28 protein-coding genes are annotated in these 21,191 nt (G+C 66.7%); 10 read left to right on the top strand and 18 right to left on the bottom strand.

Annotated features, from left to right (window positions below; all coding sequences use genetic code 11):
• Positions 1-45 precede the first annotated feature (45 nt).
• On the bottom strand, positions 46-582 hold the full coding sequence (locus AC07U1_RS12525; protein WP_495176291.1) for a DUF4199 domain-containing protein: 537 nt from the start codon (positions 580-582) through the stop codon (positions 46-48).
• A gap of 98 nt (positions 583-680) precedes the next feature.
• Positions 681-1,091 carry a response regulator transcription factor gene (locus tag AC07U1_RS12520; RefSeq protein ID WP_495176292.1) on the bottom strand — a complete coding sequence of 137 codons (411 nt, stop codon included), beginning with the start codon at positions 1,089-1,091 and terminating at the stop codon, positions 681-683.
• Positions 1,092-1,199: 108 nt separating this feature from the next.
• On the opposite strand from AC07U1_RS12520, the gene AC07U1_RS12515 reads away from it, so the two are divergent.
• The 3 genes from AC07U1_RS12515 (at position 1,200) to AC07U1_RS12505 (ending at position 5,096) form a co-directional block, all read left to right on the top strand.
• On the top strand, positions 1,200-1,571 hold the full coding sequence (locus tag AC07U1_RS12515; RefSeq protein WP_495176293.1) for a PilZ domain-containing protein: 372 nt from the start codon (positions 1,200-1,202) through the stop codon (positions 1,569-1,571).
• Between the two features lie 205 nt (positions 1,572-1,776).
• On the top strand, positions 1,777-4,491 hold the full coding sequence (locus tag AC07U1_RS12510; protein ID WP_495176294.1) for an ATP-dependent DNA helicase: 2,715 nt from the start codon (positions 1,777-1,779) through the stop codon (positions 4,489-4,491).
• Between the two features lie 59 nt (positions 4,492-4,550).
• A complete protein-coding gene (locus tag AC07U1_RS12505; protein WP_495176295.1) occupies positions 4,551-5,096 on the top strand; it encodes a SixA phosphatase family protein in 546 nt (181 codons plus the stop codon).
• Here the strand turns inward: AC07U1_RS12505 and AC07U1_RS12500 are convergent.
• The 5 genes from AC07U1_RS12500 to rpmF form a co-directional block, all read right to left on the bottom strand.
• Positions 5,093-5,464: a MerR family transcriptional regulator gene (locus AC07U1_RS12500; RefSeq protein WP_495176296.1), complete on the bottom strand. Its 372-nt coding sequence runs from the start codon at positions 5,462-5,464 to the stop codon at positions 5,093-5,095. The genes AC07U1_RS12505 and AC07U1_RS12500 overlap by 4 nt on opposite strands.
• A 2-nt stretch (positions 5,465-5,466) precedes the next feature.
• Complete coding sequence (locus tag AC07U1_RS12495; protein ID WP_187138871.1) at positions 5,467-5,760, bottom strand: integration host factor subunit alpha; 294 nt, start codon at positions 5,758-5,760, stop codon at positions 5,467-5,469.
• Between the two features lie 146 nt (positions 5,761-5,906).
• Positions 5,907-6,872: a beta-ketoacyl-ACP synthase III gene (locus AC07U1_RS12490; protein ID WP_495176297.1), complete on the bottom strand. Its 966-nt coding sequence runs from the start codon at positions 6,870-6,872 to the stop codon at positions 5,907-5,909.
• On the bottom strand, positions 6,869-7,903 hold the full coding sequence (gene plsX / locus AC07U1_RS12485; protein ID WP_187138872.1) for a phosphate acyltransferase PlsX: 1,035 nt from the start codon (positions 7,901-7,903) through the stop codon (positions 6,869-6,871). The genes AC07U1_RS12490 and plsX overlap by 4 nt, the downstream gene beginning before the upstream one ends.
• A gap of 22 nt (positions 7,904-7,925) precedes the next feature.
• A complete protein-coding gene (rpmF, locus tag AC07U1_RS12480; protein ID WP_056348227.1) occupies positions 7,926-8,105 on the bottom strand; it encodes a 50S ribosomal protein L32 in 180 nt (59 codons plus the stop codon).
• A 312-nt stretch (positions 8,106-8,417) separates the two neighbouring features.
• On the opposite strand from rpmF, the gene AC07U1_RS12475 reads away from it, so the two are divergent.
• The gene (locus tag AC07U1_RS12475; protein WP_056348230.1) at positions 8,418-8,858 is read left to right on the top strand and encodes an MAPEG family protein; all 441 of its coding nucleotides are present in this window, start codon (positions 8,418-8,420) and stop codon (positions 8,856-8,858) included.
• Positions 8,859-8,889: 31 nt separating this feature from the next.
• Here AC07U1_RS12475 and AC07U1_RS12470 read toward each other — a convergent pair whose 3' ends face one another.
• The 6 genes from AC07U1_RS12470 to ygfZ form a co-directional block, all read right to left on the bottom strand.
• Entirely contained in the window at positions 8,890-9,558 is a 669-nt protein-coding gene (locus AC07U1_RS12470) for an MBL fold metallo-hydrolase (protein WP_056348234.1), read from the bottom strand.
• A gap of 47 nt (positions 9,559-9,605) precedes the next feature.
• Positions 9,606-10,019, bottom strand: a complete 414-nt coding sequence (gene ndhC, locus AC07U1_RS12465; protein WP_495176298.1) for an NADH-quinone oxidoreductase subunit A — start codon at positions 10,017-10,019, stop codon at positions 9,606-9,608.
• Positions 10,020-10,128: 109 nt separating this feature from the next.
• On the bottom strand, positions 10,129-10,449 hold the full coding sequence (locus AC07U1_RS12460) for a DMT family transporter (RefSeq protein ID WP_495176299.1): 321 nt from the start codon (positions 10,447-10,449) through the stop codon (positions 10,129-10,131).
• Positions 10,450-10,567: 118 nt separating this feature from the next.
• Positions 10,568-11,128: a retropepsin-like aspartic protease family protein gene (locus AC07U1_RS12455; RefSeq protein WP_495176300.1), complete on the bottom strand. Its 561-nt coding sequence runs from the start codon at positions 11,126-11,128 to the stop codon at positions 10,568-10,570.
• A gap of 45 nt (positions 11,129-11,173) precedes the next feature.
• On the bottom strand, positions 11,174-12,217 hold the full coding sequence (locus AC07U1_RS12450) for a hypothetical protein (protein ID WP_495176301.1): 1,044 nt from the start codon (positions 12,215-12,217) through the stop codon (positions 11,174-11,176).
• A 32-nt stretch (positions 12,218-12,249) separates the two neighbouring features.
• Positions 12,250-12,975: a CAF17-like 4Fe-4S cluster assembly/insertion protein YgfZ gene (ygfZ, locus tag AC07U1_RS12445; RefSeq protein ID WP_187138877.1), complete on the bottom strand. Its 726-nt coding sequence runs from the start codon at positions 12,973-12,975 to the stop codon at positions 12,250-12,252.
• 62 nt (positions 12,976-13,037) lie between these two features.
• Here ygfZ and pyrC point away from each other — a divergent pair, with 62 nt between their 5' ends.
• The gene (gene pyrC / locus AC07U1_RS12440; protein ID WP_495176302.1) at positions 13,038-14,060 is read left to right on the top strand and encodes a dihydroorotase; all 1,023 of its coding nucleotides are present in this window, start codon (positions 13,038-13,040) and stop codon (positions 14,058-14,060) included.
• Here pyrC and rarD read toward each other — a convergent pair.
• Positions 14,057-14,974, bottom strand: a complete 918-nt coding sequence (rarD, locus tag AC07U1_RS12435) for an EamA family transporter RarD (protein WP_495176303.1) — start codon at positions 14,972-14,974, stop codon at positions 14,057-14,059. The genes pyrC and rarD overlap by 4 nt on opposite strands.
• A 25-nt stretch (positions 14,975-14,999) precedes the next feature.
• Positions 15,000-15,230 (bottom strand): hypothetical protein, encoded by a 231-nt coding sequence (locus AC07U1_RS12430; RefSeq protein WP_443028040.1) that lies wholly within the window; start codon positions 15,228-15,230, stop codon positions 15,000-15,002.
• Between the two features lie 170 nt (positions 15,231-15,400).
• Here AC07U1_RS12430 and AC07U1_RS12425 point away from each other — a divergent pair, with 170 nt between their 5' ends.
• The 4 genes from AC07U1_RS12425 to AC07U1_RS12410 all read left to right on the top strand — a co-directional run bounded on the left by AC07U1_RS12425 (position 15,401) and on the right by AC07U1_RS12410 (position 17,975).
• Positions 15,401-15,805 carry a glycine zipper 2TM domain-containing protein gene (locus tag AC07U1_RS12425; RefSeq protein ID WP_056348255.1) on the top strand — a complete coding sequence of 135 codons (405 nt, stop codon included), beginning with the start codon at positions 15,401-15,403 and terminating at the stop codon, positions 15,803-15,805.
• A 351-nt stretch (positions 15,806-16,156) separates the two neighbouring features.
• Positions 16,157-16,708, top strand: coding sequence for a GNAT family N-acetyltransferase (locus tag AC07U1_RS12420; protein WP_492739030.1), 552 nt, complete (start codon positions 16,157-16,159; stop codon positions 16,706-16,708).
• Positions 16,705-17,145, top strand: coding sequence for a DUF1330 domain-containing protein (locus tag AC07U1_RS12415; protein WP_495176304.1), 441 nt, complete (start codon positions 16,705-16,707; stop codon positions 17,143-17,145). Before AC07U1_RS12420 ends, AC07U1_RS12415 begins: the two co-directional genes overlap by 4 nt.
• 86 nt (positions 17,146-17,231) lie before the next feature.
• Entirely contained in the window at positions 17,232-17,975 is a 744-nt protein-coding gene (locus tag AC07U1_RS12410; RefSeq protein WP_187138883.1) for a hypothetical protein, read from the top strand.
• Positions 17,976-18,055: 80 nt separating this feature from the next.
• Here the strand turns inward: AC07U1_RS12410 and AC07U1_RS12405 are convergent, their stop codons facing one another.
• A complete protein-coding gene (locus AC07U1_RS12405) occupies positions 18,056-18,238 on the bottom strand; it encodes a CsbD family protein (protein ID WP_056348273.1) in 183 nt (60 codons plus the stop codon).
• Between the two features lie 136 nt (positions 18,239-18,374).
• Positions 18,375-19,091, bottom strand: a complete 717-nt coding sequence (locus tag AC07U1_RS12400; RefSeq protein WP_495176305.1) for a Crp/Fnr family transcriptional regulator — start codon at positions 19,089-19,091, stop codon at positions 18,375-18,377.
• Between the two features lie 125 nt (positions 19,092-19,216).
• Here AC07U1_RS12400 and AC07U1_RS12395 point away from each other — a divergent pair, with 125 nt between their 5' ends.
• A complete protein-coding gene (locus AC07U1_RS12395) occupies positions 19,217-20,605 on the top strand; it encodes a DUF1254 domain-containing protein (RefSeq protein WP_495176306.1) in 1,389 nt (462 codons plus the stop codon).
• On the opposite strand, the gene AC07U1_RS12390 is transcribed toward AC07U1_RS12395, so the two are convergent.
• Positions 20,589-21,185 (bottom strand): nucleotidyltransferase family protein, encoded by a 597-nt coding sequence (locus tag AC07U1_RS12390; RefSeq protein WP_187138887.1) that lies wholly within the window; start codon positions 21,183-21,185, stop codon positions 20,589-20,591. The genes AC07U1_RS12395 and AC07U1_RS12390 overlap by 17 nt on opposite strands.
• Positions 21,186-21,191: the final 6 nt, after the last annotated feature.

The raw sequence follows: 21,191 nt of genomic DNA, 5'->3' as shown, positions 1-21,191 counted from the left end.
AAATGCGCCGAACCGCTCCCCTCTCCCCAAGGGAGGGGAGGTCGATCAGTCGCGCGGCTGAGTCGCGGGCAGGAAGCTGCTCCGGCGCAGCAGCGCCGCCGACACGAGCGACACCAGCAGCGCGACGGGCAATATCTCGGTCAGGGTCAGCGCCATGCGGAAGAGAGGGTTTTTATATTGCTCCGCCATCGCCCCCATTTCGGCAGAGAATTTCGCGATCTCGGCCGCCGACTTGCCCGCCGCGCGCATGTCCGCGATGCTCGTGGCGATATAATCGGTCATGAAGGTCCCGCCGGTCCGCCACATATAGAGTTCCCAGCCGAGGATGTAGAAGAGCGATGCGACCAGCCCGATGCCCAGTCCGATCCCGAACGCCTTCCAGAAGCCGATCACCCCGCCCAGGTTGACGTCGCGATAGCGCTTCACCCCGACGAAGACGAACAGCAACGCGACCAGCATCGACAGATAGCCCGCGACCATGCCCATCGTGCCATGGTCGGCGACGACGGTGATGCTGATAAACATGCCGAGAATGACGATGATGCCCGCGATCGCGCCGTAAACCGCGATGATCCTGCCCATGACCTGTCTCCCCAAAGAATGAATGCCATGCGGGATGGACCCGAACAACGGCCGAAATCCATCGCCCAAACGGGTGATTTGGGGGGCATCGTCCGAATTTACGGCAGGATGTCGAGCGTCCGCGCCTTCTGCACCGCCTGAGTCCGGCTGGCGACCTCCAGCTTTTCATAAAGCCGGGCGATATGCGTCTTCACCGTGTTCGGCGAAATATCGAGGTGCCGCGCGATAACCTTGTTGGCGTGGCCCGCCGCGAGCATGGCCAGCACTTCGCATTCGCGCGCGCTGATCCCCAGCGCCGCGATCGCGGCGTCGTTGCGCGCAAAGGGCTGGCGCGGCCGCGCGGTGAGCCGGTTGCCGACCCATATGCCAAGCGCCACGCACAGGACGGCGATGCACAGGATATAAAATTCGCTCGACCAGCGATGGACGACATGTTTGTAGTTCAGCCATTCGAGCAGGAAGGCCGCGGCGGCGAGCGCGATGCCATAGAGGATGATCGGGCGGGCCATGGCGCATGGTAAACCATTGTCGCCCCCTGCTTGCAACATGGCCGGAACGTCCCGGGGCGACACAAGATCGTTACCGGAAAATTTACCATCTTTGCCTAGCCTCGCACCATGACCAGCATCACCCCCCGCAACCCGCGCCAGCATGCCCGCACCGCCGTATCGCTCGACGTCGTCGTCAACGGCGTGCTCAACATGGTCGAGGGCCGGATCACCGACCTGTCCGAGGGTGGCGCGCGGATCGAGGGCGGCGTGATCCTGCCGGTGCGCTCGCGCTGCGAAATCCATTATGGCGGCCAGACGGTCTATGCGGTCGTCATGTGGGCCGAAGTCGACCGCATGGGGCTGCGCTTTCCCTACGAACTCGTCGACGGCCCGCTCTACAACGCCCTCGACCGCGCGCGGGGCACCTGGCCGAGCGAGCCGGCGCAGGTGTTTCGCAGCATGCGCCCGGCGAGTTTCGGACGGCGCGGATTGAACTGAACGGACCGAAGGGCCGGTATCTGGCGTTAGCTGTCGTTCGAACCTCTCACTTCGTCATCCCCGCGAAAGCGGGGACCCAGTAGCAACGCCGGATCGCTGGGTCCCCGCTTTCGCGGGGATGACAATTATGAGACCTTCCCTCCCCACCCCAAAATCACCACCACCCCACCTTGCCGCGTTCCTCTTTTGTCCTTAGCTTGGGGCGATGGCCGCTCCCCTTCCCCTGCCCGCGATTCATGCGAGCCATGTCGGCATCTGGCTGGCCGATGCGCAGGGCCATGCGCGCCGCGTCGATCGGGGCGAGGCGATCGCGGCGGTTGCAGGCACGCCGCATATCCTGCTCGGCGCGCCGCTGACCGGTGACCGGCTCGGCTATCCCGATCTGTCGGGGCTCGACCTGCTCGAACTCTTCGCTTTCCTTTATCCGGCACGCTTCGCGGTGCCGACGCCTGCGGGGATCGCCGCCGCGCTGGGGCTGGAACCGCCCAAGGCCGAAGCCGATGTCGCGGCGTTCCTGCCGCACGCCGCCGCCGCGATGCTCGCGAGCCTCGACGACCCCGACTGGCCCGAGCGCGAAGGCGCCTGGCACGGGCTGCAGGCGCTGGCGCGCCAGCGCTGGCCCTGGGCGTCGTTGATCCAGCGCCAGGCGGCGCCCGAACGCGACGAACGCTGGCTGTTCGCGCGGCTGCCCGAATGGGAGGAACAGCCGCCGCGCGGGCAACCGCGGCAGGTGACGATCAACGCCGACGACGTGACCGCGCGGCTCGACCGGCTAACCGGCGATGGCGCCGAACGCCGCACCGGCCAGCAGGACTATGCCCGCTCCGTCGCGAGCATTTTCGCCCCGCGCGAACGCAAGGACGCGCCGCAGATGCTCGTCGCCGAGGCGGGGACCGGGATCGGCAAGACTTTGGGCTATCTCGCGCCCGCGAAACAATGGATCGACCAGTCGGCGGGTGCGGTGTGCATCTCGACCTTCACCAAGGCGCTGCAACGCCAGCTGGCGCGCGAGACCGAGCGGCTCTACCCCGACCCCGCGACCCACCGCGAAAAGGTTGTGGTGCGCAAGGGTCGCGAAAATTACCTTTGCCTGCTCAACCTGGAGGATGCGTTGCAGGGCGGCTTTTCAGGCCGCGCCGCGATGCTCGCGCAGCTTGTCGCGCGCTGGGCGGCCTATAGCCGCGATGGCGACATGGTCGGCGGCGACCTGCCCGGCTGGCTGCCCGCGCTGTTCCGCCGCAACGGCACCACGGCGCTGACCGACCGGCGCGGCGAGTGCATCTATGCGGGCTGTCCGCATTTCCGCAAATGCTTCATCGAACGCTCGGCGCGCGCAGCGGGCCAAGCCGACATCATCATCGCCAACCATGCGCTGACGATGGTGCAGGCGGCGCGCCCGCGTGACGGCGGGGCGCCCGCGACACGGCTGATCTTCGACGAGGGCCATCATCTGTGGGACGCCGCCGACAGCATGTTCGCCGCCGCGCTGACCGGGCAGGAAGCGATCGAGATCCGCCGCTGGATCCTCGGCCCCGAAGGCAAATCGCGCGGGCGGCGGCGCGGGCTGGCGGCGCGGCTCGCCGATGTCGCGAGCTATGACGAGGCGGGCGACAAGGCGATCCAGGCGGCGACCCACGCCGCGGGCGAATTGCCCGGCGACGGCTGGCTCGCGCGGCTCGCCGAAAATGCCCCATGGGGCGCGATAGAGCGGCTGCTCGCGGCGGTGCGCGGGCAGGTCTATGCGCGCGGCGTCGATGCCAAGGGCGACAGCGGCTACGGCCTCGAAACCGAACTCGCCGACCCCGACGCCGAACTGGTCGCCGCCGCCGCGAGCGCGGGCGACGCGATCGAGGCCTTGCTCCGCCCGCTAATGGCGCTCGGCAAACGGCTCGACGCGCTGGTCGACGATCCGCCCGACTGGCTCGACGGCCAGGCGCGCGCGCGCGTCGACGGCGCGCGGCACAGCCTCGGCAACCGGATCGATACGCTGGGGGCCTGGCTGTCCTTGCTCGGGCGCGTCGGCGGTCCCGCCGATCCCGATTTCGTCGACTGGCTCGCGGTGAACCGCATCGACGGACGCGAGGTCGATGCCGGCTTGCACCGTCACTGGCTCGACCCCGCCAAGCCGATCGCCGACATCGTCTACGCGCAAGCGCAGGGCGTCCTCGTCACTTCGGCGACGCTGCGCGGCGCGAACGACTGGCACGACGCAGACATCCGCACCGGCGCGCGGCATATGGACGGCGGGGTGCAGCATTTCGCGGTGCCGAGCCCGTTCGATTATGCGCGCCAGTCGGAGGTGCTGATCGTCACCGACATCGCGCGCGGCGACCTGCCCGCGCTCGCCGGCGCGTACAGCCGGTTGATCGAGGCATCGGGCGGCGGCGCGCTTGGGCTGTTCAGCGCAATAAGGCGGCTGCGCATCGTCCATGCCCGCATCGCCGACCGGCTGGCGCGCGCGGGCCTCCCACTCTACGCGCAGCATGTCGACCCGCTCGACACCGGTACGCTGGTCGATATCTTCCGCGCCGACCCGCATGCGTCGCTGCTCGGCACCGACGCCTTGAGGGATGGCGTCGACGTGCCCGGAGATTCGCTGCGGCTGGTGGTGATGGAGGGGGTGCCCTGGCCGCGCCCGACGATATTGCACGCGGCACGCCGCGCCGCGCAGGGGGGTGCGCGTTACGACGACATGGTGATCCGCGGCCGCATCGCGCAGGCGTTCGGCCGCCTGATCCGGCGCAGCGACGATTTCGGCCAGTTCGTCATGCTGTCGCCCAGCTTCCCCTCGCGGCTGCTTTCGGCCTTCCCGCCGGGCACCCCGATCCGCCGCCTGCCGCTCGACGAAGCGGTCAATCATGTCGCTGCGGCGAACGTCGAAAGAAGAAAAACCGCCTTTCCCGCCTTTTCACCGTCATAAGATTGCGGCACAAGGCCAGCGAACACGGGGAAGAAGCGCGGGGCGCGCGGGGAGAAATTTTGAAGACGTTGACGATCCTGCGCCATGCCAAATCGGGTTGGGACGTACAGGTCGAGCGCGATTTCGACCGCCCGATCAACGCCCGCGGCCGGCGCGGCGCCGAACTGATCGGCCAATGGCTGAAGCGCCAGAGCCTGCCGATCGACCGCATCATCGCCTCGCCCGCGGTCCGCGTCACCGAGACGCTCGACCTGTTCCAGCCCGCCGCGGGCCTTGACGCGATCGAGCCGCATTGGGACCGCCGCATCTATCTCGCCTCGGCGGCGACGCTGATCGACACCATCCGCGACACCGGGCGCGATGCCGAACATCTGCTGATCGCGGGGCATAATCCGGGGCTGGAAGACCTGATCCTCGAACTGGTGCCCGAAAGCGACGACGACGCGCTGCGCGCCAAGGTCGAAGAAAAATTGCCGACCTCGGCGATGGCGCGGCTGGAAATCGATATCGCCGACTGGCGCGACCTCGACGTCCGGCAGGCGCGCTTCGTCCAGTTCGTCCGCCCGCGCGACCTCGACCCGACGCTAGGTCCGGCGATCGATTAGATCAAGACCCCGATCGCGGTCGCCAACCGCTGGCGCAGCGCGATCAGGTCGGCCACCGGAACGCCGGGCTTCCCGGCCGCGGCGGGCGTCGGCGATGGCTTGGCAGGTGCGACGTCGCCGCTGTCCGACAACGCCTTGCGCGCGCCTTCGACCGTATAGCCCTTCACATGCAGCAAATCGTGGATCTTGCCCGCGAGCGCGACATCCTCGGCGCGGTAATAGCGGCGGCGGCCCGAACGCTGGAGCGGCCTCAGTTCGGGGAAACGCGTTTCCCAATAACGCAGCACATGCGTGGGCACGCCGATCCGGTCCGCCAGCTCGCCGATCGCGAGCATGGCGCCGGCGGCCTTGCCGTCATCCTGCGCCATGATTACCCGCCCGCGACGCGGCCACGCATCGACTGGCTGGCGCGAAAGGTCATGACCCGGCGCGGGAGAATCGGCACTTCGACGCCGGTCTTGGGATTGCGGCCGATGCGCTGCGCCTTGTCGCGCAGGACGAAGGTGCCGAAGCCCGAAATCTTCACATTCTGGCCCTCGGCCAGCGCGTCGGACATGTGGTCGAGGATCGATTCGACGATCGTCGCCGCCTCATTGCGCGACAGTCCGACCAGATGATTGATCCGTGCCGCAATGTCTGCGCGAGTAAGAGTCCCTGCCGCCATGATTGTCCCTCCCGTGACGAAGCAATGCCTAAACGGGTCCCGCCGGTCCCCCACCGTCACGAGTCCCAGACGCCTATGTAACAAAAGCGAATTAATCCGCCAAACTGAAACGGATGGAGCGAGAAGTTAATGCGTCGGACGCAGGATCAGACGCGCAGGACCGCGGCGCCCCAGGTAAAGCCGCCGCCCATCGCCTCGAGCACCACCAGATCGCCGCGCTTGATGCGTCCGTCGCGGACCGCGAGGTCGAGCGCCAGCGGCACCGACGCCGCCGACGTATTGGCGTGCTGGTCGACGGTCAGGACGACGCGTTCGGGCGGCAGGCCCAGCTTTTTGGCGGTGGCGTCGATGATCCGCTTGTTCGCCTGGTGCGGCACGACCCAGTCGATCTGGTCCGCCGACAGGCCGACATCGGCCATCACTTCGCCGAGCACCGACGCGAGGTTGGTCACCGCGTGGCGGAACACTTCGCGGCCCTGCATACGCACATGGCCGACGGTGCCGGTGGTCGAGGGGCCGCCATCGACATAGAGCATATCGCAATATTTACCCTCGGCATGGAGCCGGGTGGCGAGGATGCCGCGGTCGTCGTCGACATCCTTCGCCGACAGCACCACGGCGCCCGCCCCGTCGCCGAACAGGACGCAGGTGGTGCGATCTTCCCAGTCGAGGATACGGCTGAAGGTTTCGCTGCCGATCACCAGCGCATGCTTGGCGGCGCCGGTGCGCAACATCGAGTCGGCGACCGACACGGCATAAAGGAAGCCCGAACAGACCGCCGCAACGTCGAAGGCGATGCAGTCGGGCGCACCGAGGATCGCCTGGACCTTGGTCGCGCTGGCCGGAAAGGTGTTGTCGGGGGTCGCGGTCGCGACGATGATCAGGCCGATGTCGGCAGGCTCGAGGCCGGCGGCCTTCAACGCTTCCTGCGCCGCCGCGGCGCCGAGCGTCGCGGTCGTCTCGTCGGGTTCGGCAATATGGCGAAAGCGGATGCCGGTGCGCTCGACGATCCATTCGTCGCTGGTATCAACCCGCTCCGCCAGTTCGGCGTTCGATACGCGGGTGCGCGGCAGCGCCGAGCCGGTCCCGGCCAGAATCGCGCGGAGGGTCATGCCGGCGCGCGGCCGCTGAAATTGGCGAGATCTTCGGTCACCTGACGCGTAATGTCCTTTTCGACGAGCTCGGCGCACAGATGCACGGCGTTGGCGACGCCCTTGGCATCGGCGCTGCCGTGACTCTTGAGCACGACGCCGTTGAGGCCGAGGAACACGGCGCCATTATGGTTGTTCGGGTCGAGATGATGCTTGAGCAATTCGGTCGCGGGGCGCGAGATCAGGAAACCGATCTTCGAACGCGTCGACGAGGTGAAGGCGCGGCGCAACAGGTCGGTGACGAAACGCGCCGTCCCCTCGATCGTCTTGAGCGCGATATTGCCCGAAAAACCGTCATGGACGATGACATCGACGTCGCCGCGCGACAATTTGTCGCCCTCGATGAAGCCGACGAACTCCATCGGCAGCCCCTTCGCCGCGCGCAGCAGCGCGGCGGCGTCGCGAATCTGGTCGGTGCCCTTGAGTTCCTCGGTGCCGATGTTGAGCAACGCGACGCGCGGGCGTTCGAGCCCCATCGCGGTGCGCGCATAGGCCGCCCCCATCACCGCGAACTGGGTGAGGTTGGTGGCGTCGCACTCGGTATTGGCGCCCAGGTCGAGCATGACGACGTCATTGGCGCCCAGCGTCGGCAACAGCGCCGCGAGCGCCGGCCGGTCGATCCCGGGCATCGTGCGCAGCGCGAGCTTCGCCATCGCCATCAGCGCGCCGGTGTTGCCCGCCGACAGCGCGCCGCCGGCATCGCCGCGCTTCACCGCGTCGATCGCCAACCCCATCGAGGTCGTCTTGGCCTTGCGCAGCGCCTGGCTCGGCTTGTCCTCGCCCGACACCACGCCATCGGTGTGGATGATATCCGACGCCGCGCGCAGGTTCGGGTGATTGTCGAGCGCGGCCTTGATCCGCACCTCGTCGCCGACGAGCAGGAAGCGCAGGCCGTCGTGCTGGTGGCGCGCCATCGCGGCGCCGGCGCACATGACGCGCACGCCGACGTCACCGCCCATCGCATCGATCGCGATTCGCGGTGTCAGACCCATGATAGCGCTCTCCGGCTAATGCTTAGGCGCCGACCGACACCACTTCGCGGCCATTATAATGGCCACAGGCATTGCAGAGGTTGTGCGGGCGCTTGAGCTCACCGCAATTCGGGCATTCCTGATAGGCTTCGACCTTCAGGCTGTCGTGGCTGCGACGCATACCGCGCTTCGAGGGCGAGGTTTTTCGCTTGGGAACGGCCATGATATATCCTGCATATTTAAACGTTTATACGAATCGGCGTACCCGGATTTGTCGCCCCCGTCGCCGGGAATGACTGGCCCGCCCGCCGTGCCGAAGCGCTATCCTGCCTGAAATGACAAGAAAATCTTCCGCCGAAGGGTGCCTCAACGCCAGAAGGTGTCGGGTGCCGGATCGGGCGGGGCTATAGCGTTTTTGCCCGCAAAGGCAAGCCCCGAGCGCCCACGTCGACGGCGCTTGCCCCAAGGCGGCGGGAATGCCACATCTCGCGCACCGCCGGGCAAGCACCCGGCCAACGATATAGGGGGAAGCGATATGATAATCTTGCCGATCAGCCTGACGATCGCCGCGGGGGCGGCGATTCTTAATATCTGGCTCATGATGCGCGTCGGGCGCGTGCGCGGGCAGGAAAAGGTGTCGATCGGTGACGGCGGCAACGAACGCGTCATCCGTCGGATGCGCGCGCACAGCAATTTTGTCGAAAACACCGCCTTCGTGCTGGTCCTGCTCGCGCTGATCGAGTTGGCCACCGGCCCCTCGACCTGGCTGTGGGCCGTCGGCTCGCTCTATCTGATCGGGCGCATCCTGCACGCGATCGGCATGGACGGCATGATGTGGGGCCGCATGGCGGGCACGATCATCACGATGCTCACCCAGGTCGGGCTCGCGGGTTTCGCCGTCTTCACCGTCTATGCGACTCCGGTCGAAACCAAGGCGGTGGTGCTGGGCGACACGACCACCGTACCGGCGGAATGACCCCTGCCCTCCCGCCTGCGGGCGGGAGCGGTCAGGCGGTGCCCATCGCCATGTCGCTGACATAGGGATTCGTCCGCCGCTCGGCGGCGAAATTGCTATGCGCACCATGTCCGGGCAGGAAGGTCGTGTCGCCGCCGAGCGGCCACAGTTTCTGGGTGATCGAATCGAGCAATTGCTGGTGATTGCCGCGCGGGAAATCGGTGCGGCCGATCGAACCCTGGAACAAGACGTCGCCGACGATCGCGAGCTTCGAGGGGCCGTGGTAGAAAACGACATGGCCGGGCGTGTGCCCGGGGCAGTGAATGACGTCGATCGTCAGATTGCCGACGGTCACCGTGTCGCCATCGACCAGCCAGCGGTCGGGTTCGAACACTTCGCCCTCCATGCCGAAACGCTCGCCGGCGGTGGCGAGTCCCTCGATCCAGAAACGGTCGTCCTCGTGCGGCCCTTCGATCGGCACGCCGAGTTCCTTCGCCAGCACCCCCGCCTGCCCGCAATGGTCCATATGGCCGTGGGTGACGAGGATCTTCTCGACCTCGACCCCGGTCTGGCGCACCGCCTCGCGCAATTTGTCGAGATCGCCGCCCGGATCGACAAAGGCACCCTTGTTGGTCTCGGTACACCACAGCAGGGTGCAATTCTGCTGAAAGGCGGTGACGGGGACAATAGCGGCGCGCAGCGGCGGATTGGGAGCGTTCATGCTGTGCGATGTGGGCAAAGTGCGCCGATTTGGCAAGTCCGCGGCCCTTAGTCCCAGTCGAGCGCGCCCTTTTTCCATTCATAAACGAAGCCGATCGTCAGGATCGACAGGAAGACCATCATCGCGATCCACGCCTCCCAGCCGAGGTCGAGCACGACGGCCGCCCACGGCCACAGAAAGGCCGCTTCCAGATCGAAAATGATGAAGAGGATGGCGACGAGATAGAAGCGCACGTCGAACGGTTTCCGAGGCGACTCGAACGCCGGAAAACCGCACTCATATTCGCTGAGCTTCCCGGCATCGGGCTCATGCGTCCCGGTCAGACGCGACACCGCCATCGGCAGGAAGACGAAGAGCAGCGAGAGGGTGAGCGCCACACCCAGAAAGATCAGGATGGGCAGATATTCGGCAAGATCGAGGCCGACCGAAAGCGGCGCGCCAGCGGCGGGACTTGAGGGCATGATGTTCCTGCATGTTCGCGCCGGGCCGTCCCGGACCTGAAACTGCGGAAGGCAGCGGAGGACGTGGCCTCGCTCGACGGGGCCGGGATCGCGCCCGGCGGGCGCCCGATCAGGCCGGCGACGAAATCTTCATCAGCACAAGGCCGCTGACGATCAGCACCGCGGCAAGCATGCGCATCGCGCTCACCTGCTCGCCGAGGACGAGTATGCCGACCGCAAAGGCCCCGACCGCGCCGATGCCGGTCCAGATCGTATAGGCGGTGCCGAGCGGAAGCGATTTCATCGACAACGAAAGCAGCGCGAAGCTCGCGATCATCGTCACGATCGTGACGATCGACGGGACGAGCTTCGTAAAGCCCGCCGACTGCTTCATTGAAAACGCCCAGACGATTTCGAGCGCGCCAGCGATGATGAGGTAAATCCAGGCCATGACAGTCTCCCAAAGGAACTGCCGGGCCGTCCCGGACTGTGCCCGCCATTGGCGGTCGAGGACGTGGCCTCGCGCTGCCCTTTAGTCACTGCATGCGAAGGAATCAACCGGCGCCCGATCAGCGCAGGGTCATCGTGTCGCCTTCGACATTGACCGCGTCGAGCTTCGACAAATAGCTTTGGCCGAGCAGCGAGATGCCCATGTCTGCGTCGATCACCGCGGCCTCGACGCGGCGCACCTCGATGCCGTCGACGTCGACGCTGTCGAGGATCAGGCGGCGCATCGGCACCTCGCCGCCCGCAGTGCGCGCCGTCCCGGCGATCGGCAGGTCGTCGACATTGATCCCGATCGCTTCGGCATCGCGGCGCGTAAGCGCGACGACCGAAGCACCGCTGTCGACCATCATGCGGATGTTGGTGCCATCGATATTGGCATCGGCGTAGAAATGCGAATCCTCGGCACGGCCGAGCCTGACCTCGCCCCCCGGCGCCGAAGCCGCCGAAGAGGTCGAAGACAAGCCGCGCTTGCCCTTTTGCGTCGTCCAGTTGGGATTGTCGTCGCCGCCGCGATCGGCGGAAGCCGCGGCATCTTCGGAGGTCGCCGACCGGCCGGCGACGCCCGCCACGCCGACCGAAACCGCCGCGATCACCGCGGCCAATCCAAGAAAACGCCCCAACATGGCGCCATCGTCGCAGAGGATGGTTGGCGAAAGGTTAAGCGGCGATCAGCGCTTCGGCTCGGGAAGCCCCGACCCCGGTTCCTCGACATAGGCGCGCCAGCTCCGTTTCCCATTGCCCATCGAATAGGTGATGCGAACACAGGCATAGGGCCGGCCGGGTGCATTGTCCGCATCGAAGGCCGCGATCGGCCACAACCGCGCCGCGTCGGCGCGATCCGACCAGCAGGCCAGCGCCTCGGCGTTCTCCTGCGCCTCGCTGGCAAGGCGGTCGGCCGCCGAGGGCGGGCCATAGAAATGCCAGCCGAAAATCGCGCGGCTCGGCCGTTCTGATCGCAGGACGGCGCGGAACGGCGCCCTTTTGTCGTTCAGCAGCGCTGCGATGCGCTGATGGTCGGCGCTGGCCAGCCATGGCCCGCCGAACAGCGGTTTCCAGCGCTCGGGCTTGCCCGAGGCGAGCGCGGCGAACACCGCGTCGGCGGCCGCCGCGAAGCGCGGGGTCCACACCGATTCGGGTGCGAGCGGCGACAGGCCGATCAGATCAGGCGTCGCGTCGGCGGGGGTCAGGCGGGTGACGGGAAAGGCCGTGACTTCGGCCGCCACCCCGACCAGCGACATCCCGCCGCCCGACGAACTGCAGCCCGAAAACGAACGATAGCCGATGAGCTGGTCGGGCTCGCCGCCGCGCATTGCGCCGCCGCGGCAACGCCCCGCCTTGCCGGTGACGGTGACGCGGCGCGGCACCGCCTCGAATCCCGTCCATTGTTCGGACTGGAGCGCGAATTCGCCAACCGTCATGTCGGGAGAGACTTCGATCGGCGCCTTCGGATCGGGCCGGCGCGTGCTGAGCGCGATGCGCTTCACCGGCACCCCCCGCCGCTCGGCATAGATGGCCGCGACGTCGGGATAGAGGCTACGCCGCCATGCGATGCCGCCGACCGTCACGCACTGGCCGTCGACGCGTTGGGCGATGATATCGTCGGGCGTCACGGCGCGCGCGGTCTCGGGGGTGCATTCGGGCTCCGCCGCGGTGGCGGGGGACGCGAGCGCCGCGGCGCCCATGATCATCGCTGCCGACAAAAGATTTCGCATCACCCTCTCCTGCGCCCCTCTGGCTGCACCGGTCATGAACCGGCGGTCAGGCCCTCGCGCATCCACCCCGGCGCACCGGCGGGATCGATGCTCTCGACCCGCCGATGCTCGACCGACAGGCCCAGGTCGGGATAGGCGATGACCTGCCGCTTTTCGTCGGCTGCGGCGATCGGGACCACGACGAGCCGTCGGTTGACCTTTTGCCGCCAGTTCATGCGCGCGGTATTTTCCTGCCCGACATAACAGCCCTTGGTGAAGCTGACGCCATATAGTTCGGCCGCATTGCATTCGAGCCACAGCGTCGTGCCGTCGCCGAGTTCGGCGCGGCCCTCGGTGACCCCGAGCGCCAGCCGGTGCGCGCGCCATGCGGCGTCGGCCCCCTCACCCTCATCGGCGGGGGCGAGCCAGCGCTGGCCGAGGTCGGACAGGCGCGGATCGACGACGCCGAGATCGCCCATGGGCGCCCAATGCACGGACAACCCCGGTTCCGGGGCGATGGTGATCGCCCGGCGCAGGCGGTACAGCGTCAGGCGTTTCGCCAGATCGGGCGCCGCGTCGCGTTCGCAGTCGATCAGGACATCGTCCTCGTCGCCCCAGATCAGGAAATCGAACAAGGCCTTGCCCTGTGCGGTGAGCAGCGCCGCCCACACCGGCAGGTTTCCCGCCGTGTCGTTGGTAACGAGGCCCTGCAAAAAACCCCGCACATCCTCCCCCGAAAGACGGATCAGGGCGCGGTCGTGAAGGGTGGTATTGGCCATGGGCTTAATCTAGGGACACTCGCGCATAAACCAAGTGCCCAAATGCCGCCGGAGCCTTTCGCATGACCGATCGCCTGACCATCCGCCGCCCCGACGACTGGCACGTCCACCTGCGCGACGGCGCGATGCTGGATCATGTGGCGAAATATACCGCGGCGCAATTCGCGCGCGCGATCATCATGCCGAACCTGTCACCGCCGGTGACCACCGCCGAGGAAGGCGCCGCCTATCGCGACCGCATCCGCGCCGCGGTTCCGGCGGGTCTCGATTTCACCCCGCTGATCGTCGCCTATCTGACCGATGCGAGCGACCCCGACCAGATGGCGCGCGGCCATGCGACAGGCGTCTTCACCGCCGCAAAGCTCTATCCCGCCAATGCGACCACCGGCAGCGCGCACGGGGTGACCGACATTGCGAAAATCATGCCAGTGCTCGAACGCATGGCCGAGATCGGCATGCCGCTGCTGATCCACGGCGAGGTGACCGACCATGATGTCGACATCTTCGACCGCGAAGCGGTGTTCATCGAGCGCACGCTCAAAGGTCTCGTCCGCGACCTGCCGACGCTGAAGATCGTGTTCGAACATATCACCACGTCGGAAGCCGTCGATTTTGTGCAGGCCGCGCCCGCCAATGTCGCGGCGACGATCACCCCGCAGCATCTGCACATCAATCGCAACGCGATGCTCGTCGGCGGCATCCGTCCGCACGCTTACTGCCTGCCCGTCGCCAAGCGCGAGGCGCACCGTCTCGCGGTGCGCGCGGCGGCGGTCTCGGGCTCGCCCAAATTCTTCCTCGGCACCGACAGCGCGCCGCACGCCGTGCATACGAAGGAAGCGGCCTGCGGCTGCGCGGGCATCTTCAACGCGCCCTTCGCGCTCGAATCCTATATCACCGTGTTCGACGAGGAAGATGCGCTCGACAAGTTCGAGGGTTTCGCCAGCGAACATGGCCCGAATTTCTATGGCCTGCCGCTCAACGGCGGCACGATCACGCTCGAACGCGGCGAGACGGTGGTGCCCGATCGCTGCGGCGAGGTGGTGCCGTTCCATGCCGGCGAAACGCTCGGCTGGCGGATCGTCTAGGCGGCGGGCATCATCCGCTCGGCGCGCATCTTGCGCCACATGTCGAAGCTGAACACCGCGATGCTCGTCCAGATCAGCACGAAGCAGGCGAGTTGCGCGGGCTTGAGCGGTTCATCGAAGACAAACAGACTGAGCAGGAACGTCAGGCTGGGCGCCAGATACTGGACGAAGCCGAGCGCCGCATAGCTCATCTTCCGCGCCGCGGTCGCAAAGAGCAGCAGCGGCACCGCGGTCACCACGCCGCCCGCCGCGAGCAACCAGCTGATGTGGAAATCCGTGCCGAAGCCGCGCCCGTCGCCGATCCAGACATAATAGGCCGCGGCGGCCAGCGAGATCGGCAACAGCAAGGTCGTCTCGATCGCGAGCCCCGGCAGCGATCCGACCGGTGCGGTCTTGCGGATAAGGCCGTAGGTGCCAAAGCTCAGCGCCAGCGTCAGGCTGATCCACAGGGTGTCGAGCGCGCCCGCGAGCAGGATCGCGACGCCGATCCCCGCGATCGCCACCGCGAGCGCCTGCAACCGGCTCAATCGTTCGCCAAGGAAGACCATCCCCAGTACGACGTTGACCAGCGGGTTGAGATAATAGCCGAGGCTTGCGGCCAGCACATGATCGGTGAACACCGCGAAGATATAGACGAGCCAGTTCACCGCGATCAGCACCGAACTGGCGAGCAGCATGCGCAGCGTGCGCCAGTCCTTCAGCCCCGCCAGATAGTCGCCGATCTGGCGGCGGAACGCCATGATGACAAAGCACAAGGGCAGCGACCAGACGATCCGCTGCGCCAGCACCTCGACCGGCGGCACGCTGGTCAGCAGCTTGAAGAACAGCGGGACGAAGCCCCAGATCGCATAGGCGCCGAGCGCATAGGGCAAGCCGCCCTGCTCGCTCCCCGCGGGGGCCGCTGGCTGGTTCATGATCTCACGCGTTCCGGCGGGTCGATCAGATGATGCCGCCGCCGAGCATCAGGCGGATGACGCCGATGACGATCACGACGATGTTCAGGTTCCGCCCGCTCGTCCGGTCCGACATCGCGCCGAGCGCGAGGCCGACGACGGCGAAGGGAATGATCACCCAATTCGCCCAGCCGAGGAACGGAATGAAGGCGAAAACCGCGAGAATGAGCGCGATGACGCCGATGATGAGCGAACCGATATTGAGCATGAAACCCATGTCGCATGCCGCACGGCGCCCCGCAAGGCCCTTTCGGTTCGTCGCTCCCAGCACTCGGTTCGTCTTGTTGCTTTGAGTTAATGCAACGCAGATCGGCTTCGGGCCGTTCTCCTTTTCGTAGCGACCGGCCCCTCGCGGGACCGGGACGCCAAACCAGGAAAGGACTTACCATGCGCAATTTCACCAAGGGCCTGCTCGGCGCCTTCGCCGCGGCCAGCGTTGCCGCCGCCGCGCCCGCCTATGCGGGCATCTCGACCGCCGCACCCGCGCAGGGCCACGGCCTGTACAAGGCCGATCAGGACACCGGCTTCTACAAGAAAAAGAAGCGAGGCCGCTATTATGCGCGCGACCAGCGCGTCAATTCGAACACCCGCATCTGGCGCGACAATGACGGTCGTTATCGCTGCAAGAAGGACAATGGCACGACCGGCCTGCTGATCGGCGGCGCCGTCGGCGGTCTCGCCGGCCATGAAATCGCCGGCAACGGCGACAAGCTGCTCGGCACCGTGCTCGGCGCCGCCGGTGGCGCGCTGCTCGGACGCGAGATCGACCGCGACAAATATCGCTGCCGCTAAGCGATAGACTAACCGTTACGGGTGCGGGTCCGAGACCCCTCCGCCTGCATACGTGATGGAGAGGGCGTCGGTCGAAAGACCGGCGCCCTCGACTTTTGGGGATGGAAGGTTTCGACCGAAACAAGACGTCGCCCCCGCGAAAGCGGGGGCCGCTGTCGGTTTACGCAGCGATTCGGAAATAGGCCGTTAGCGGCCCCCGCCTTCGCGGGGGCGACGGTTTAAAAAACGTCCTCTCTCCACCCCAAAGCCGACACCCGCATAGGCCCTCGCGACCTCCCCATCCTCCCTTTCCCTTGCCCTCCCCGCCGCCATGCCGCAGAAGCACCGTCTGATTTCAAGGGGAGGACCATCATGCTCAACGGCCCATTGCTCGTCACCGAGCGGCTGATCCTGCGCCCGCCCGCCGCCGAGGATTTCGACGCCTTCGCCGAAATGTGCGCCGATGCCGAGACGATGCAGTTCATCGGCGGCGCCTGTCCGCCGGCGCAGGCCTGGCGCCTGTGGTGCACCCTCGCGGGCGCCTGGCACATCCGCGGCTTTTCGATGTTCTCGGTGATCGAGCGCGCGAGCGGCGAATGGGTCGGGCGGATCGGGCCGTGGGAGCCCGCCGAATGGCCGGCGCCCGAGATCGCCTATGGCGTCCGCGCCAAATTCGCCGGCACCGGCTTTGCCTTCGAGGCGGCCGTCGCGGCGTGCGATTTCGCGGTCGAGTTTCTGAAGTGGGACGAACTGATGCATTGCATCGACCCCGCCAACATCCGGTCGCAGGCGCTCGCCAAACGGCTCGGCGCGGTCAACAGCGGTCCGACGCGCCTGCCAGCACCCTTCCAGGACGCACCGGTCGACGCGTGGAAACAGAGCGCCGACAACTGGCGCGCGAACCGCAAGGCGCTGGGCGCATGAGCGACCGCCAAATCGACCCCGAACGCGCGCAGTTCGAGGCGTTCAAGGCCCTGCCACGCGATACCGTCATCCACATGCTCAACCTCGTCCGCTTCAAGGATGTCGCGACCTATGTCGAGGGCCATCCGCTGGCGGGGCAGCCACTCACCGGCGCCGAGGCCTATCGCAACTATGGCGCCGACAGCGGGCCGGTGTTCCAGCGCGTCGGGGGCCGCATCGTCTGGCGCGCCGCGATGGAGACGATGCTGATCGGCCCCGACGGCGAGCACTGGGATGCGATCTTCGTCGCCGAATATCCGAACAGCGGCGCCTTCCTCGAAATGGTCACCGACCCGGTGTATCGCGAGGCGGTGAAACATCGCCAGGCGGCGGTCGAAACCTCGCGTCTGATCCGCTGCACCGCGAATCCGTCTCAGGGCGAGACAGTTTTCGGCTAACAAAGCGTTACCCGTTAACACTCTTTATTCGCGCCTTCTTAACCAACATCGGGCATTCCCTGACGGATATTAAGGGAGTGTTAGCGATGATCTTGCGCGGAAAATGGCTGGTCGCCGGCCTGCTGATGGCAGCGGCCCCGCTCGCCGGGTGCCGGGACAATCCCGATGCCAAGGCCGAACTGTCGCCGCTCGACGACGGGCTGACCAACGCCGATCCGGCGATCAAGGGCTCGCTCGAAGACAAGATCATGGTCGACCCCAAGCTGACGGGTCAGGCGAACCAGAATGCGGTGACGCCGGGCAACAAGCCGGTCGACGGCGGCGTGCCCGCGGTTGCCGGCGCCAAGGCCGCGACGGTCGCCGAAGCCGCCGCGGCGTTGAAGGCGGGCAAGCTGCTCGCCGCGCCCAAGGCGCTGCCAATGGAAGCCTGCGACGGTTGCGACACGAAGCGGCCAGTGACCATCGGCGCGATGGCGCGCGACCAGGCCAAGGGCAGCTGCGACGCCAAGCTGACCTATAACAACCAGTGGGCCGATCGCCTGCCCGCCGCGTTCAAAGTCTATCCGCGCGCGACGCTGCGCGAAGCCGCGGGCATCGCGGGAGGCAAGTGCAACATCCGCGTCGTCAATTTCCAGACCGCGGCGTCGCTGCAGGCGGTGCTCGACTATTATCACACGATGGCCGTCAACGCCGGCTATACCAGCGACCACCGCGTCAACGGCAGCGAACATATGCTCGGCGGCACCAAGGGCGAGCTCGCCTATGTCGTGATGGCACGCACCGACGGCGGGATGACCGACGTCGATCTGGTGGCGTCGGGCGGCCGCTGAGCCAAATCCGGCGCGGACAATGAAAAAGGCCCCGGATCGCTCCGGGGCCTTTTCCTAGCGTGACGCAACCAGGTTTTGCGTCAGACCTTGTCGCCGAGCGCGCCCTTGACCGAACCCTTGAGGTTCTGGGCCTCGCCCTTGCGCTCCTGCGCTACGCCTTCGGCGCGCAGTCGCTCGTTGTCGGTCGCCTTGCCGACGGCCTGCTTGACGTTGCCGGCGGCCTCGTTGGCGATGCCTTTTGCCTTGTCTGTCAGTTCGCCCATGGGGAGTCTCCTTTGACTGGGGTGGGAGGCGATCGGCCTCTTGCAGCATCAACCCTCAGCCCCCGCCGACGTTCCGTAAAACGGGTTAAACCGTTCATCGCAAAGTCATTTTTAACATGGATTAAGACGGCCGCCTTCAGGGACGCGCGGCGATCGCATCGAGCGCGGCGGGGTCGCAAATCGTGATGCGGTTGTAATCGGCGACGATCAGTCCCGCCGTCTCGAACCCGCGCAGCAGCTTGTTGACGCTCTGCCGCGTCACCCCGAGCATCGCGCCGAGTTGTTCCTGCGGCAACCGCAGGCCCAGATCGATACCATTCGCCCCCGATATGCCGTGAATGCGCGCGAGGTCGGCGAGCGTCGCCGCCATCCGCTGGTCGAGCGAGCCGAGGTTCTGCGCGTCGAGCAGGCGCAGGCTGTCGCCGTGCCGCGCGCACATCAGCAGCGCGACATCGCGCCACAAAATCGGTTCGGCGTCGAGGATCGCCGCCAGCGGGTCGATGGGCAGGTGTAGCAGCACGCTGTCCGCATAGGCGCGATAGTTGTAATGGATCGGCGGCGCCGCGAGCAGCCGGACGATCGCCAAAATCTCCGGCGGACCGTTGATGCCGAGGACGAATTTCTTGCCCGCCGCCGAACCGCGGCTGATCTCGACCTCGCCCGACGCGATGACGAAGGCTTCGCGCTTTTCGGGGTCCTGCGCATAGATTTCGGTGCCGCGCGGATAATATTCGGCGCGCGCGATCGCCGCGAGCTCGGCGAGCCGCGCTTCGGGCCAGGGCGCGAACAGCGGACAACGCCGCAGCACCGCGATGCGCTCGGCTTGCGACCATGAATACGGCTTTGCTGCCATCGGCCCCTCCCCGCAAAGCTTAGGCGCGCGCACTCAAATTCCCAAGAGATTGTCGGCACGTTGACAGACGCGACGCGGGCGCGGCGCTAAGGGCGCGGGAAATATCGGTTCGGGAGATGCCTGTAATGAAGAAACTGCTTGCCCTGTTGGCGATGCTCGCTGCCTTCCTGTCCGGCCCCGCGGCCGCGCAGCCGGTCAGCGAAGAGGAGGCTTATGCGATTGGCATCGAGGCCTATACCTATGCCTATCCGCTCGTGCTCATGGAAACGACGCGCCGCGTGTCGACCAACGCCGGATCGCCCGGCCGTCTCCGCGCGCCGGTCAACCATTTCGCGAATATGAAGACCTATCCCGACGCGAGCTTCAAGGATGTCGTGCGCCCCAATGCCGACACGCTCTATTCGTCGATGTGGTTCGACGTCGGGAAAGAGCCGCTCGTCCTGACGCTGCCGAACACACAGGGCCGCTATCATGTCATCCCGCTGATGGACATGTGGACCGACGTCTTCGCGACGCTCGGCACGCGCACGACGGGCAACGGCGGCGGCACCGCGGCGATCGTCGGCCCGCATTGGCAGGGGGTGCTGCCAAAGGGCATGCGCCTCGTTCGCAGTCCGACCGACATGGGCTGGATCATCGGTCGCATCCAGACCAATGGCGCGGCCGATTACGAGCATGTCCATGGCCTGCAGGCCGGTCTCAAGGCGACCCCGCTGTCGCGCTGGGGCAAGCCCGAAACCGCCGCCGCCACGCCCGCCGCCGACGCCTCGATCGACATGCGGACGCCGCCGGTACAGCAGGTCGCGGCGCTCGCCCCGCAGGCCTTTTTCGCCACCTTTGCCGAACTGATGAAACGCAATCCGCCGCACGCAAGCGACTATTCGGTGGTGCTCCGCATGGAGCGCCTCGGCATCGTTCCCGGCCAGGGTTTCGACCTGTCGAAGGCCGATCCCGCCATCCAGCGCGGGATGACGCGCGCCGCCGCCGATGCCTGGCAGCGCATCGTCACCCGCCGCAAGGCGCTGCCGGTCCGCGGCAGCTGGGGCGCAATCGGCAGCACCGTCGGCGTCTATGGCAATGACTATCTCGCGCGCGCCTTCATCGGCTTCGCGGGGCTCGGCGCGTTGCCGCCCGAGGAAGCCGTCTATCCGATGGCGGTGCTCGGCGACGACGGCAAGCCGCTCACCGGCGCGTCCAACTATGTGCTGCATTTCGAAAAGGACCAGATCCCGCCCGCCGACGCCTTCTGGTCGCTGACCCTATATGGCGAGGACCAGTTCTTCGTCGCCAACCCGATCGATCGTTTCGCGATCGGCGACCGCGACAAGCTGGCCTTCAACGCCGATGGCTCGCTCGACCTCTATATCCAGAACGCCTCGCCCGGCGCCGGCAAGGAAACCAACTGGCTGCCCGCCCCGACGGGCGCCTTCACGATGAACCTGCGCCTCTATCTGCCGCAGCGCCGCGCGACCGACGGAAGCTGGGCGCCGCCGCCGGTCAGGCGGGTGCCCTAGCTTCGGCCCAGGGGAGGATTTCGAGGTCGGGCCAGAAGCGGCGCCACCGCGCCGCCTTCTTCTCGAAATAGGCCTCGGTGATCTGCACGGCATTGGCGCGAACGCGCGGATGGAGCAGGTCGGCAAGGCCGAAGGGCGCGATGATGTCGCGGCCATCGCCGCCGCGCAGTCCGACCGCCGAAGACGTGGTCGGAAAAGTGGCGATGGCACCCGCGATCGAGCGATAGGGCCCGATCGCATAGCCGAACTTGGCCTGATACCAGAGGTGGACCCGGGCCTGGTTCTTCACGTCGACGCGAACCGGCAGATCGGCGAACTGCGCGGCGATCCGGCGTTCGGCGGCCAGCTCGCTTTCGTGCGACAGGTCGCCGGCATCGAAATAGACGATGTCGAGATCGTCGATCCCGTGATGGGGGCCGAACCCGAACACTTCGTTCCAGTGCGCTTGTGCGATCAGGCTTCCCGACAATCGGGCGTCGGGCAGGTCGATCGCGTGCCAGCGATCCAGCAGGCTGCCGATCGTCGGATGCCGTTCGGCGAGGCCCCACAGGCGCCGGATCAGTGGAAGGGGATCGGACATGCCGCA

This window comes from Sphingopyxis sp. GW821-FHT02C12 (assembly GCF_059421785.1).
This window is presented reverse-complemented; position numbering and strand designations above follow the sequence as displayed.